The sequence below is a fragment of the Pseudomonas sp. MWU12-2319 genome, from assembly GCF_023242525.1.
Taxonomy (GTDB): domain Bacteria; phylum Pseudomonadota; class Gammaproteobacteria; order Pseudomonadales; family Pseudomonadaceae; genus Aquipseudomonas; species Aquipseudomonas gingeri_D.
In genome coordinates this window covers 338,765-351,395 of the sequence record NZ_JALJES010000003.1, presented here as the reverse complement: position 1 = coordinate 351,395, position 12,631 = coordinate 338,765, and the positions used below count along the sequence as shown (strand labels likewise).

Sequence of the window (12,631 nt, the reverse complement as noted above, 5' to 3'; positions counted from 1 at the left end):
TCGCGAAGGGGCCCTCAAGACCGCCAAAAGCTTCGCGGCGATCCGACAAGCAACGCTCCCACAGGCTTGGCGCCCGTCAGCGACTCTGGCGCTGTTGCAGCAGCAGATTGTTGAAACCGCTGCCGGCCAGTTGTTTCTGTGCCTTGGTCAGTTGTTCGCGATTGCTGAACGGTCCGACCAATACCCGGTACCAGGTCTCGTCCTTCACAGTCCCGGACTCCACCGCTACGGCCTGCCCGAGCAGGATGATCTGCGCCCGGACCTTGTCCGCATCGGCTTCCTTGCGGAACGAGCCGGCCTGCAGGAAGAACTGCGTCACCGCTGCCGGCTTGGCCACGGCCACGGGCGGCGGCGGTGGAGGGGTAATCCCGGACAGCGCGGCCTGGGCCCGCGCGGTATCGATCTTCGCCGCTTCGGCCGGGGTCACCGGGGTGGTTGGCGTCGGCACGGTCTGCGGCGTCGGCAGGGTTTTCTCCGGCACGGCTTCCGGCGGCACGATGACTTCCGATTCCGGCAGCAAGGTGTAGAAGTCGTACTTGGGCTTGACCGGCTGGGTCGGGCTCGGTGGAGTCTTGTTGGCTTCGGCGATCTTGCTCGCCTTCAGCTGTTCCTGCTTGACCCGCTTGATGTCATCGCCCTTGCCCGGCTCCAGCTTCATCAGGAACACGATAAACGCGCCCACGCCGAGGCCGATCGCCAGCCACAACCAGCCCGGGATCGGCTTTTTCGCAGGAGCTTGGTAACGGCTGGCGCCACGTTTGGGTGCTGGGGTTTTCTTGGCAGCCAACTTACATACGCTCCAGGGTTTCCAGACCCAGCAACTCCAGGCCTTGCTTGAGGGTGCGACCGGTCAGCGCGGCGAGGCGCAGGCGGCTCTGTTTCTGTTCGGCGGTATCGGCGGACAGGATCGGGCAGTTCTCGTAGAAGCTGGAGAACAGCCCGGCGACATCGTACAGGTAGGTGCACAGCACGTGCGGCGTGCCTTTCTCGGCAACGCTGCCGAGCACTTCGCCGAACTGCGCCAGTTTGGCGGCCAGTTCGTGCTCGTGGGGCGCTTCAAGGACGATCTGCCCTTCAACCTGGCTGAAATCCGTGCCCAGTTTGCGGAATACACCGGCCACGCGGGTGTAGGCGTACAGCAGGTACGGCGCGGTGTTGCCTTCGAAGTTGAGCATCAGCTCGAAGTTGAAGCTGTAGTCGCTGGCGCGGTGCTTGGACAGGTCGGCGTACTTGACCGCGCCGATGCCCACCACGCGGGCGATGGTGCGCAGTTCGTCTTCGGCCAGCTCCGGGTTCTTTTCCTTGACCAGCAGGTAGGCGCGGTCCATGGCTTCGGTCAGCAGGTCGATCAGCTTCACGGTGCCGCCGTCGCGGGTCTTGAACGGGCGGCCGTCGGCGCCGTTCATGGTACCGAAGCCCATGTGCTCCATGTCCATCGGGTGGCCGACGAAGCCGGCCTTGCGTGCCACCGCGAACACCTGCTGGAAGTGCAAGGCCTGGCGCTGGTCGACGAAATACAGCGCGCGATCGGCTTTCAGCACATTGCTGCGGTAGCGCACGGCGGCCAGGTCGGTGGTGGCATACAGATAGCCACCATCGGCCTTGACGATGATCACTGGCAGCGGTTCGCCTTCGGCGTTCTTGAACTCGTCGAGGAACACGCACTGGGCGCCGTTGCTCTCGACCAGCATGCCCTTGGCCCTGAGGTCGTTGACCACGTTGATCAGGTCGTCGTTGTAGGCGCTTTCGCCCATCACGTCGGCCATGGTCAGTTTGACGTTCAGCAGTTCGTAGATCTTCTGGCAGTGGGACAGCGAGATGTCCTTGAAGCGGGTCCACAGCGCCAGGCAATCCGGGTCGCCGGCTTGCAATTTGACCACCAGGCCGCGGGCGCGGTCGGCGAACTCCGGGGATTCGTCGAAGCGTTTCTTGGCCGCGCGGTAGAAGTTTTCCAGGTCCGAGAGTTCGTCGCTGGTAATCGGGTTTTCCTGCAGGTAGGCCATCAGCATGCCGAACTGGGTGCCCCAGTCGCCGACGTGGTTCTGGCGGATCACGGTGTCACCGAGGAACTCGAGGACGCGCGCCACGCCGTCGCCGATGATGGTCGAACGCAGGTGGCCGACGTGCATTTCCTTGGCCAGGTTGGGGGCCGAGAGGTCGACCACTACCCGTTGCGCCGGGCCTGCCTTGTGCACGCCGATGCTGGCGTCGGCCAGGGCGGCGTCGAGGCGCGCGGCCAGGGCCTGGGTGTTCTGGAAGAAGTTGATAAAGCCGGGGCCGGCGATCTCGGCCTTGCTCACGCTGTCGGCGACGGGCAGGGCGGCGATGATTTTTTCCGCCAGGTCGCGGGGTTTGAGACCGGCCGGCTTGGCCAGCATCATCGCGATATTGCTGGCGAAGTCGCCGTGGGTCTTGTCCCGGGTGTTTTCCACCTGGATCGCCGGCGTCAGCCCTTCAGGCAACACACCTTCGGTGACGAGTTGGGTGATGGCTTGTTGGATCAGCTGGCGAATGGTGTCTTTCATGGTCTTCTCTTTCGACCGCATGCGCGGCGGCGCTTCGATGCGCAGGTGGAAAAACTGGGCATTATCCGTTGCCGGGACGAGCTTGCCAACCGGTTACGGACTTGTGGCGTCTGGGCGGGCCTATTCGCGGGCAAGCTCCGCTCCCACAGGTTCTCGGTTGTACGCAAGGTTGCGGTATGGCTCGGACATTATGGGACTGATGCCACAAGTCCCGAGTCGTTTACAGTATTTGCATACAACTCGGACCTGTGGGAGCGGAGCTTGCCCGCGAAGGGGCCGGTCCGATCAATACAAATCCACCGGATCGACATCCAACGACCAGCGCACCTGCCGCCCGCTGGGCATTTGCTCCAACACCAGCAACCAACTGCTCAACAATCGGTGCAGCGAGGCCCGGCCATTGGCCTGCAACAACAACTGCGCCCGATAACGTCCGGCCCGGCGCTCCATGGGCGCCGGCACCGGCCCCAGCAGTTCGATGCCGCCCAGGTTCATCTCGGCCAGCAAACGCTCGGCCTCGCTGCAGGCTTCATCGAGAAAGCTCTCGGCCTGCCCCGGCTTATGGGCTTCGGCCCGCAGCAGGGCCAGGTGTGCGAACGGCGGCAAGCCAGCCGCCCGACGCTCGCTCAAAGCCTGTTCGGCAAAAGCGAAATAACCCTGCTCGGTCAGCTGAATCAACAGTGGATGGTCCGCCAGGTGCGTCTGGATAATCACCTTGCCCGGCTCTTCCGCCCGCCCGGCCCGGCCCGCCACCTGGACGATCAACTGGGCCATGCGCTCGCTGGCGCGGAAGTCGCCGGAGAACAGGCCGCCGTCGGCATCGAGGATCGACACCAGGGTCACCCGGGGAAAGTGATGGCCTTTTGCAAGCATTTGCGTGCCCACCAGGATGCACGGCTGGCCTTTCTGGATAGTAGCGAACAGCTGGTTCATCGCGTCCTTGCGCGAGGTACTGTCGCGGTCGACCCGCAGCACCGGGTAATCGGGAAACAGGATGCCCAGGCGCTCCTCGGCGCGCTCGGTCCCGGCACCCACCGGGCGCAGGTCGACCTTGCCGCACTGCGGGCAATTGCGCGGTACCCGCTCGACATAACCACAGTGATGGCAGCGCAGCTCGCCGGAGCGCTGGTGTACGGTCATGCGTGCATCGCAGCGCGAGCATTCGGACATCCAGCCGCAGTCGTGGCACAGCAGTGTCGGCGCAAAGCCGCGGCGATTGAGGAACACCAACACCTGCTGGCCGGCGGCGAGGGTCTGGCCGATGGCCTGCTGCATCGGTCCGGAAATGCCGCTGTCCAGGGGGCGACTTTTCACGTCCAGGCGCAGGAAGCGCGGCTGCTTGGCCCCGCCGGCGCGCTCGTTCAGGCGTAGCAGGCCATAACGACCGGTGTAGGCGTTGTGCAGGCTTTCCAGGGACGGCGTGGCCGAGCCCAGTACGATCGGGATATTTTCCTGGCGCGCGCGCACCAGCGCCAGGTCGCGGGCGTGATAGCGCAGGCCTTCCTGCTGTTTATAGGAACCGTCGTGCTCTTCGTCAATGATGATCAGCCCGGGTTTTTTCATCGGGGTGAACAGCGCCGAGCGCGTGCCGATAATGATGTCGGCTTCGCCGTCGCGGGCGGCGAGCCAGGCGTCCAGGCGCTCGCGGTCGTTCACCGCCGAGTGCAGCAGGGCGATGCGGGCATTGAAGCGTTGCTCGAAACGCGCCAGGGTCTGCGGCCCCAGGTTGATTTCCGGGATCAGCACCAGCGCCTGCTTGCCGGCTTCCAGGGTCTCGCGGATCAGTTGCAGATAGACTTCGGTCTTGCCGCTGCCGGTGACCCCGGCCAACAGGAAGGCATGAAAACTGTCGAACCCGGCGCGGATCGCTTCGCAGGCGGCGCGTTGTTCGCTGTTGAGCGGCAGCTCCGGTTGCGCCAGCCAGTGTTCGTGACGCTCGCTCGGCGCATGGCGACGAACCTCCACCCGCACCAGGTCCTTGGCCAGCAGCAGGTCGAGGCTGTCCTTGCTCAGCATCAGCTTGCTCAGCAGCTGATGGGCCACGCCGTGGGGATGCTGTGCCAGTGTCGCCAGGGCTTCGCGCTGGCGCGGGGCGCGGGCGATGCGCGGATCGTCGAGGCGGGCGCCGGGGACCATCGACCAGAAGCGGTCCTGGCGCGCTTCGGCCGGCTCGCCCTGGCGCAGCAGCACCGGCAGCGCCCAGCTCAGGGTGTCGCCGAGGCTGTGCTGATAATACTGGGCGGTCCACAGGCACAGCTTGAACAGCGCCGGCGGCAGCGGCGTGCTGGCGTCGAGCAGGGCCGTGGCGCGCCTGAGCTTTTCCGCCGGGACTTCACTGTGCTCGGCGATTTCCACCAGGATACCGATCATCTCCCGGCGGCCGAACGGCACCCGCAGGCGCATGCCGGGCTGCAACGCGCTACGCGGCACACCCTCCGGCGCCCGGTAATCGAACAGGCGGCGCAGTGGCGAGGGCAGGGCAAGGCGCAGGATGGCGTCGGGCACGCGGTTCTCTCTGGGAGGGGTTCGTGGAGGGCGCGAGCCTAGCAGACGGCTCGGGCAGTGTCTTCCCGACGGAGGGCACGCTGGCCACTTGCGCCGGGCAAAAGGTCTGGTATGATCGCCGGCTAAATTACGTGCGGTGTTCAACAATCGTGTTGAGCGGCGGCACGCCAGCCTGAGGAAGTCCCCATGAAAGCCGATATCCATCCAGCATACGTAGACATCGACGTTACCTGCAGCTGCGGTAACAAGTTCGTGACCCGTTCGACCCATGGCAAAGCTCTGCCAATCGACGTGTGCAACGAATGCCACCCGTTCTACACCGGTAAGCAGAAGACCCTGGACACTGGCGGCCGCGTACAGAAGTTCGCCGACCGTTTCGGCATGTTCGGCGCTGTCAAAAAGGCCTGAGGCTGATCGCTCCGGGAAAAACCGCTGGTTTTTCCCGGTCGATAAAAAAGGCGTCCCCTGTGGACGCCTTTTTTGTGGGCGCTGTTTGTATCGGCGGCCACCGCATAAAAAATTGTAGACATTTTTCTGCTTGATTGTGAACAGTTTATCCCTTGTGTTTCCTGGCTCTTGGGCCAAAGTCGTAGGGACAGGCGCTTGACACCTGTGACTGGTCAGTCTTGTGAGGACTTGGCGACACGCGTATCCTCGGCGGTCCGTCTGTCCCACAGTAAAAAGCGGAATGCCCACATGTCAGATTTGAAAACTGCCGCTCTCGAATATCATGCCAATCCTCGTCCGGGGAAGCTGAGCGTCGAGCTCACCAAAGCCACCGCCACCGCCCGTGACCTGTCGCTGGCCTACAGCCCTGGCGTCGCCGAACCAGTACGCGAAATCGCCCGCGATCCTGAGCTGGCCTACAAGTACACTGGCAAGGGCAACCTGGTTGCAGTCATTTCCGATGGCACCGCGATTCTCGGCCTGGGTAACCTCGGCCCATTGGCCTCCAAGCCAGTGATGGAAGGCAAGGGCGTGCTGTTCAAGCGTTTCGCCGGTATCGACGTGTTCGACATCGAAGTCGATTCGGAAAGCCCGCAAGCCTTCATCGACACCGTCAAGCGTATCTCCATCACCTTCGGTGGCATCAACCTGGAAGACATCAAGGCCCCTGAGTGCTTTGAGATCGAACGTGCTCTGATCGAGCAGTGCGATATTCCGGTGTTCCACGATGACCAGCACGGCACCGCGATCGTCACCGCGGCCGGCATGATCAATGCCCTGGAAATCGCCGGCAAGACCCTGCCGGAAGCCAAGATCGTCTGCCTGGGCGCCGGCGCTGCCGCCATCTCCTGCATGAAATTGCTGGTGAGCATGGGCGCCAGGATCGAAAACATCTTCATGGTTGACCGTACTGGCGTGATCCACGCTGGCCGTGACGACCTGAACCAGTACAAGGCAGTGTTCGCCCACGCCACTGAGAAGCGCACCCTGGCTGATGCCCTGAAAGGCGCTGACGTGTTCGTCGGTCTGTCCGGCCCGAACCTGCTGGACGCTGAAGGCCTGCTGTCGATGGCGGCCAACCCGATCGTGTTCGCTTGCTCGAACCCGGATCCGGAAATCTCGCCAGAGCTGGCTCACGCCACTCGCAACGACGTGATCATGGCCACCGGTCGTTCCGACTACCCGAACCAGGTCAACAACGTCCTCGGCTTCCCGTTCATCTTCCGTGGTGCCCTGGACGTTCGCGCCAAGCGTATCAACGAAGAGATGAAAGTGGCTGCCGCCAACGCCCTGCGCGAACTGGCCAAGCTGCCGGTGCCTCAGGAAGTGTGCGACGCCTACGGCGGTATCAAGCTGGAATTCGGTCGTGAGTACATCATTCCGAAACCAATGGATGCCCGCCTGATCACCCTGATCTCCGATGCCGTGGCCAAGGCCGCGATCGAGACCGGTGTGGCAACCCTGCCGTATCCGAAGAACTACCCGCTGAAAAGCGTGGATGACGTGTTCAACGGCTAAGCTGTTGTAGCGTCAAACAAAAAGCCCCGGCTCGAATGAGTCGGGGCTTTTTTGTGGCTGCCGTTTGAGCGGTGTGGGTCAGCCAGGCTGAACGCGGTCCTTTGTAGGAGCCTGGCTTGCCAGCGAAGAGACCCTTGAGCCTTGCACCGTTCATGCGGACGCCATCGCTGGCAAGTCAGGCTCCTGCAAGGGCGGCACTGTGGCCGCTCTCTCGGATCAGAACAGATCGATCGGCGCCGCCTCGTCCGCCGGCAGCGGGCTGCCCGGGGCGCTACCGCCATTGCCGATCTCGTTGACCGACGGCGGTGTGTCTTCGCTCTTGAACAGCTCGAAGTAGGCATTCGGCGTGCCCGGGGTTGCCGCGCGACCGCTGATCGGATCCACCCGCAGGCTGAGGATGCCTTCCGGCTCCGCCTGGGTGTGCAACGGCTTGCCCTTCAGTGCGGCGCCCATGTAGTCCATCCAGATCGGCAGCGCCACGGTGCCGCCGAACTCGCGACGGCCCAGGCTTTCGGGCTGGTCGAAACCGGTCCAGACGGTGGTGATGTAGTCGGCGTTGTAACCGGTGAACCAGGCGTCCTTGGAGTCGTTGGTGGTACCGGTCTTGCCCGCCAGGTCGCCACGGCCCAGGGCCAGGGCACGACGCCCGGTACCGAGCTTGATCACGTCCTCGAGCATGCTGTTGAGGATAAAGGTAGTCCGTCCGTCGACGATCCGCTCGGCCACCGCTGGGGCTTGGGCTGCCGGTGCTGGGGCTTCACTGGTGCTGTTGACGGTGAACGACGGTTGGCTTGGTGCCGCGATGCCGCTGCTGGCCGCCGCGCCGGTCGGCACGCTTGGTGGATTGGCGACGAACAGGGTGTCGCCGTTGCGGCTTTCGATCTTGTCGATCAGGTAGGGGGTGATCTTGTAGCCGCCGTTGGCAAAGGTGCTCCAGCCGGTGGCAATTTCCATTGGCGTCAGGGTTGCGGTACCCAGGGCCAGGGACAGGTTGCGCGGCAGGTCCTGCTTGTTGAAGCCGAATCTGGCGATGTAGTCGATGGTCTTGTCGACGCCCAGGCTTTGCAGCAGGCGGATCGAGACCAGGTTACGCGACTTGTACAGTGCCTCGCGCAAGCGGATCGGGCCGAGGAAGGTGTTGGTGTCGTTTTTCGGCCGCCAGACCTTGTCCAGGTATTCGTCGACGAACACGATCGGCGCATCGTTCACCAGGCTGGCCGGGGTGTAGCCGTTATCCAGCGCGGAGCTGTAGATGAACGGTTTGAAGCTCGAACCCGGTTGGCGCTTGGCCTGGGTGGCGCGGTTGTAGTTGCTCTGTTCGAAGGCGAAGCCGCCGACCAGTGCACGGATCGCGCCGTTTTGCGGGTCAAGCGAGACCAGGGCACCCTGGGCCACCGGTACCTGGCTGAACTTCAGGCTGTTGTCGGCCTGGCGCTGGACGCGGATCAGGTCGCCGACCTGGGCTACGTCGGACGGTTGCTTGGGCGCGGCGCCGAGGCTGTTGGTGTTGAGGTACGGACGGGCCCACTTCATGCTGTCCCAGTTGACGATTTCCGGGCCGTTGCGGGTCAGTACGTGCAGGCTGGTCTTGTCCACCTGGGTGACGATGGCCGGGTCCAGGCCGCTGATGGTGCGTTGTTTGCCCAGCTCGGCGATCCAGGCGTCACGGGTCTTGCCCGGCAGCCGCGATTCCGGTCCACGGTAGCCGTGGCGCTGGTCGTAGGCGATCAGGCCTTCTTCAATCGAGTGGTTGGCCAGCTCCTGCAGGTTGCTCGGCACGGTAGTGGTGACGCGGAAACCTTCGGTGTAGGCTTCGCTGCCATAGCGACCGACCATTTCCGCACGGGCCATTTCGGCGATGTACGGCGCGTTCACTTCCGGCGTCGGTACGTGATAGCTGGCGTTGATCGGCTCGACGATGGCGGCCTGGTAGGCGGCCTCGTCGATCTTGCCCAACTTGTACATGCGGCCGAGGATCCAGTCGCGGCGCTCTTTGGCGCGCACCGGGTTGGCCAGCGGGTTGAACCGCGACGGCGCCTTCGGCAGGCCGGCGATCATGGCCATCTGGGCCAGGGTGATGTCACGGATCGACTTGCCGTAATAAACCTGAGACGCCGCTTCGATACCGTAGGCGCGGTTGCCCAGGTAGATCTTGTTCACGTACAGCTCGAGGATCTCGTCCTTGGTCAGCTGGCGCTCGATTTGCAAGGCGAGAAGAATTTCGTTGGTCTTGCGCGAGAAGCTACGCTCGCTGGACAGGAAGAAGTTCTTCGCCACCTGCATGGTGATGGTGCTGCCGCCGGACTGGATGTGCCCGCTCTTGACCAATTGGGTTGCGGCGCGCATCAGGCTGCTGGGGTCTACGCCATAGTGGTTGGCGAAGTTGTCGTCTTCGGCGCTCAGCAGGGCGTTGATGAAATTGGGCGGAATATCTGCGAATTTAAGGGGCGAACGGCGCATCTCGCCGAATTCGGCGATCAGCTTGCCATCGCTGGTGTAGACCCTGAGCGGAATCTGCAATTGTATGCTGCGCAAAGTCTCGACGGACGGCAGGCCCGGACTAAGATAAAGAAAAGCGCCGCTCAGGACGAGCAGCAGCCCGCAGAACACGGCGACGAAAGACCACCCGAAAAACTTCAGCAGACGAATCAAGGCTTGTGGATTTCCAGATAAAAGAATGGGTTAGGCGTCAGGCTAAATTCGCAGCAAGCGCTGGTTCGGCGATTCGGAAAAAAACGCTGGGCATTATAAGCATTTTTGGGCGTGAGCGTCATTTGCGCTTATGTCAAGACTGCTATTAAATGCCCATCATCATAAAGGGTCCGTAAGTCGCGGATAGTAATAGGGAATCGGTAGTGCTTGGACTCTTTGGCAAAAAAGCGCATTCGCTCCTGGGGATCGACATCAGTTCCACCTCGGTAAAGCTCCTCGAATTGAGCCGCTCAGGCAATCGATATCGGGTCGAGTCCTACGCCGTGGAACCGTTGCCAGCCAATGCCGTGGTCGAAAAGAACATCGCCGAGCTCGAAGGCGTCGGGCAGGCCCTTGCACGGGTGCTGCTCAAGGCCAAGACCAATGTGCGCGGCGTGGCGGTGGCCGTGGCCGGTTCCGCGGTGATCACCAAGACCATCGAGATGGATGCCGGGCTTTCCGATGACGAAATGGAAAACCAGCTGAAGATCGAGGCCGACCAGTACATTCCCTATCCCCTGGAAGAAGTGGCCATCGACTTCGAGATCCAGGGTTATTCGGCGCGCAATCCCGAGCGTGTCGAAGTCCTGCTTGCCGCCTGTCGGAAAGAAAACGTCGAGGTCCGCGAGGCAGCCCTGGCCCTGGCCGGGCTCGAAGCCCAGGTGGTCGATGTCGAGGCCTACGCCCTGGAGCGTTCCTTCGGCCTGCTCGCCGCGCAACTGGCCAGCGACCACGAGAAGCTGACGGTGGCGGTGGTGGATATCGGCGCGACCATGACCACCCTCAGCGTCCTGCATAACGGCCGCATCATCTATACCCGCGAACAATTGTTCGGCGGTCGCCAGCTCACCGAGGAAATCCAGCGCCGCTACGGCCTGTCCAACGAGGAGGCGGGGCTGGCGAAGAAACAGGGCGGCCTGCCCGATGACTACGTCGCCGAGGTGTTGCAGCCCTTCAAGGATGCGGTGGTCCAGCAGGTGTCGCGTTCCCTGCAGTTCTTCTTTGCCTCCGGACAGTACAACGATGTCGACTACATCCTGCTCGCCGGCGGCACCGCGTCGATTGCCGGGCTCGATCACCTGATCCAGCAGCGGCTCGGTACGCCGACCCTGGTGGCCAACCCCTTCGCCGACATGGCCTTGAGCAGCAAGGTCAATGCCGGGGCCCTGGCCAGTGATGCGCCGGCCCTGATGATCGCTTGCGGTCTGGCCTTGAGGAGTTTCGACTGATGGCGCGGATCAACCTTCTGCCCTGGCGCGAGCAACTGCGTGAAGAGCGCCGCAAACGTTTCCTCACCGCCCTGGTCGGCGTATTGGTGGCGGCGGTCGGCGTGGTGTTGCTGACCGACCAGTACTTCAGCGGTGCCGTCGACCGCCAGGTCGCGCGCAATGCCTACATGAACAAGGAAATCGCCCAGCTCGATGGCCGGATCAAGCAGATCAGCGAGCTCAAGGCGCGTCGCCAGCAACTGATCGAGCGCATGAAGATCATCCAGGACCTGCAGGGCAACCGCTCCATCAGCGGGCGGATCTTCGATCAACTGGTGCGGACCCTGCCGGACGGCGTGTATTTCACAGAAGTGAAGATGACTGACAAGACCATCGCGATCACCGGCGCGGCCGAGTCCAACAACCGGGTGTCGGACCTGATGCGTAACCTCGAGGCCTCCGATTGGCTGACCGCGCCGACGCTGACCGAGGTCAAGGCGACCACCGCCGGCGCGGTGGACCAGGCCAACACTTTCCAGCTGAGCGTGCGCCAGACCCAGCCGAAACCAGAGGGGGCGGTTAAATGAATGTCTCCCTCTGGTTGGAAAACCTGCGCAAGGTCGATCTCGGCGACCTCGATATGCAGAACATCGGCTCCTGGCCGGCGGTGGTCAAGGTCGCTAGCGGGATACTGACCGCGATCCTGGTGCTGGCCCTGGGCTACAACTTCTACATCAAGGACCTCACCGATCAACTGGACCAGCAGCGCTTGACGGAAGTGACCCTCAAGGAGCAGTTCGCCACCAAGGCCCACCTGGCCGCGAACCTTGAAGCCTATACCCGGCAGATGGAGGATATGGAAACCTCCTTCGGCACCCTGCTCAAGCAGTTGCCGAGCGACACCGAGGTGCCGGGGTTGCTGGAGGACATCACGCGCACGGGGCTGGGCAGCGGGCTGGAGTTCGAGGAGATCAAGCTCCTGCCGGAAGTCACCCAGCAGTTCTATATCGAGCTGCCGATCCAGATTACCGTGACCGGCGCCTATCACGACCTGGCCACCTTCGTCAGCGGCGTGGCGGCCCTGCCACGGATCGTGACCCTGCATGATTTCGAGATCAAGCCGGTCGTAGCCTCACCGGCCGGCGGCAGCAAATTGCGCATGAGCATCCTGGCCAAGACCTATCGCTACAACGACAAGGGGCTGCAGAAATGAGCCGCTTGCATGGGATCTGCCTGGCCCTGTTGACGCTGATGCTGGCCGGTTGCGGCAACAGCAACGACTTCAGCGACCTCGATGCGTACATGAAGGAAGTGCGCGCGCGGCCGGCGGGCAATATCGAGCCTACGCCGAAATTTCGCGCCTTCGAGATGTTCACCTACAGTGCCGCTGCGCTACGCAGCCCGTTCCAGCCGCCGATGAAGATCGATCTGGTCAATCGCCAGAAAGGTTCCCACGAGGTCAAGCCTGATCCGAATCGGACCAAGCAATTCCTCGAAGGCTTCAACATCGAGCAGTTCGAAATGGTCGGTACCCTCTCCAACGCCAGTGGCACCTTTGCCCTGGTGCGTGGGGCCGGCGGTGTCCATCGATTGAAAGTGGGCGACTACCTGGGCCGCAATGATGGCCGTATCGTGGCTATCACTGATTCCCAGGTCGAGGTGATCGAGATCGTTCCGGACGGCGAAGGCGCCTGGCTGGAACGACCGCGCTCCATCCCTTTGAAAGAGCACTCATAG

Annotated in this window: 10 protein-coding genes; 6 read left to right on the top strand and 4 right to left on the bottom strand. The window is 62.8% G+C overall.

Going from position 1 to position 12,631, the window contains the following annotated elements; genetic code table 11:
• Positions 1 to 76: 76 nt before the first annotated feature.
• The 3 genes from M5C01_RS07015 to M5C01_RS07005 all read right to left on the bottom strand — a co-directional run bounded on the left by M5C01_RS07015 (position 77) and on the right by M5C01_RS07005 (position 5,030).
• The gene (locus M5C01_RS07015; RefSeq protein WP_152737761.1) at positions 77 to 787 is read right to left on the bottom strand and encodes an SPOR domain-containing protein; all 711 of its coding nucleotides are present in this window, start codon (positions 785 to 787) and stop codon (positions 77 to 79) included.
• Between the two features lies 1 nt (position 788).
• Complete coding sequence (argS, locus tag M5C01_RS07010) at positions 789 to 2,525, bottom strand: arginine--tRNA ligase (RefSeq protein WP_103495037.1); 1,737 nt, start codon at positions 2,523 to 2,525, stop codon at positions 789 to 791.
• Between the two features lie 285 nt (positions 2,526 to 2,810).
• Complete coding sequence (locus tag M5C01_RS07005; RefSeq protein WP_178129794.1) at positions 2,811 to 5,030, bottom strand: primosomal protein N'; 2,220 nt, start codon at positions 5,028 to 5,030, stop codon at positions 2,811 to 2,813.
• Between the two features lie 186 nt (positions 5,031 to 5,216).
• Between M5C01_RS07005 and rpmE the strand changes: the two genes are divergently transcribed.
• Together rpmE and M5C01_RS06995 are read left to right on the top strand one after the other, a co-directional pair.
• Positions 5,217 to 5,438 (top strand): 50S ribosomal protein L31, encoded by a 222-nt coding sequence (rpmE, locus tag M5C01_RS07000; RefSeq protein ID WP_100940403.1) that lies wholly within the window; start codon positions 5,217 to 5,219, stop codon positions 5,436 to 5,438.
• 288 nt (positions 5,439 to 5,726) lie between these two features.
• On the top strand, positions 5,727 to 6,995 hold the full coding sequence (locus M5C01_RS06995) for a malic enzyme-like NAD(P)-binding protein (protein WP_152737760.1): 1,269 nt from the start codon (positions 5,727 to 5,729) through the stop codon (positions 6,993 to 6,995).
• A 216-nt stretch (positions 6,996 to 7,211) separates the two neighbouring features.
• Here M5C01_RS06995 and M5C01_RS06990 read toward each other — a convergent pair whose 3' ends face one another.
• On the bottom strand, positions 7,212 to 9,647 hold the full coding sequence (locus M5C01_RS06990; protein WP_152737759.1) for a penicillin-binding protein 1A: 2,436 nt from the start codon (positions 9,645 to 9,647) through the stop codon (positions 7,212 to 7,214).
• A gap of 203 nt (positions 9,648 to 9,850) precedes the next feature.
• On the opposite strand from M5C01_RS06990, the gene M5C01_RS06985 reads away from it, so the two are divergent.
• From M5C01_RS06985 to pilP, 4 genes are read left to right on the top strand one after another with little or no spacing between them, the layout of a single operon-like run.
• The gene (locus M5C01_RS06985) at positions 9,851 to 10,915 is read left to right on the top strand and encodes a pilus assembly protein PilM (protein ID WP_100940406.1); all 1,065 of its coding nucleotides are present in this window, start codon (positions 9,851 to 9,853) and stop codon (positions 10,913 to 10,915) included.
• The gene (locus tag M5C01_RS06980) at positions 10,915 to 11,481 is read left to right on the top strand and encodes a PilN domain-containing protein (RefSeq protein WP_152737758.1); all 567 of its coding nucleotides are present in this window, start codon (positions 10,915 to 10,917) and stop codon (positions 11,479 to 11,481) included. Before M5C01_RS06985 ends, M5C01_RS06980 begins: the two co-directional genes overlap by 1 nt.
• Positions 11,478 to 12,107: a type 4a pilus biogenesis protein PilO gene (gene pilO / locus M5C01_RS06975; protein WP_152737757.1), complete on the top strand. Its 630-nt coding sequence runs from the start codon at positions 11,478 to 11,480 to the stop codon at positions 12,105 to 12,107. Before M5C01_RS06980 ends, pilO begins: the two co-directional genes overlap by 4 nt.
• A complete protein-coding gene (gene pilP, locus M5C01_RS06970) occupies positions 12,104 to 12,631 on the top strand; it encodes a type 4a pilus biogenesis lipoprotein PilP (RefSeq protein WP_103495031.1) in 528 nt (175 codons plus the stop codon). The genes pilO and pilP overlap by 4 nt, the downstream gene beginning before the upstream one ends.

Coding starts and splice junctions, on each gene's coding strand:
- argS (WP_103495037.1), bottom strand. CDS start 2,525: ATGAAAGACACCATTCGCCAGCTGATCCAACAAGCCATCACCCAACTC.
- pilO (WP_152737757.1), top strand. CDS start 11,478: ATGAATGTCTCCCTCTGGTTGGAAAACCTGCGCAAGGTCGATCTCGGC.
- M5C01_RS06980 (WP_152737758.1), top strand. CDS start 10,915: ATGGCGCGGATCAACCTTCTGCCCTGGCGCGAGCAACTGCGTGAAGAG.
- rpmE (WP_100940403.1), top strand. CDS start 5,217: ATGAAAGCCGATATCCATCCAGCATACGTAGACATCGACGTTACCTGC.
- pilP (WP_103495031.1), top strand. CDS start 12,104: ATGAGCCGCTTGCATGGGATCTGCCTGGCCCTGTTGACGCTGATGCTG.
- M5C01_RS06995 (WP_152737760.1), top strand. CDS start 5,727: ATGTCAGATTTGAAAACTGCCGCTCTCGAATATCATGCCAATCCTCGT.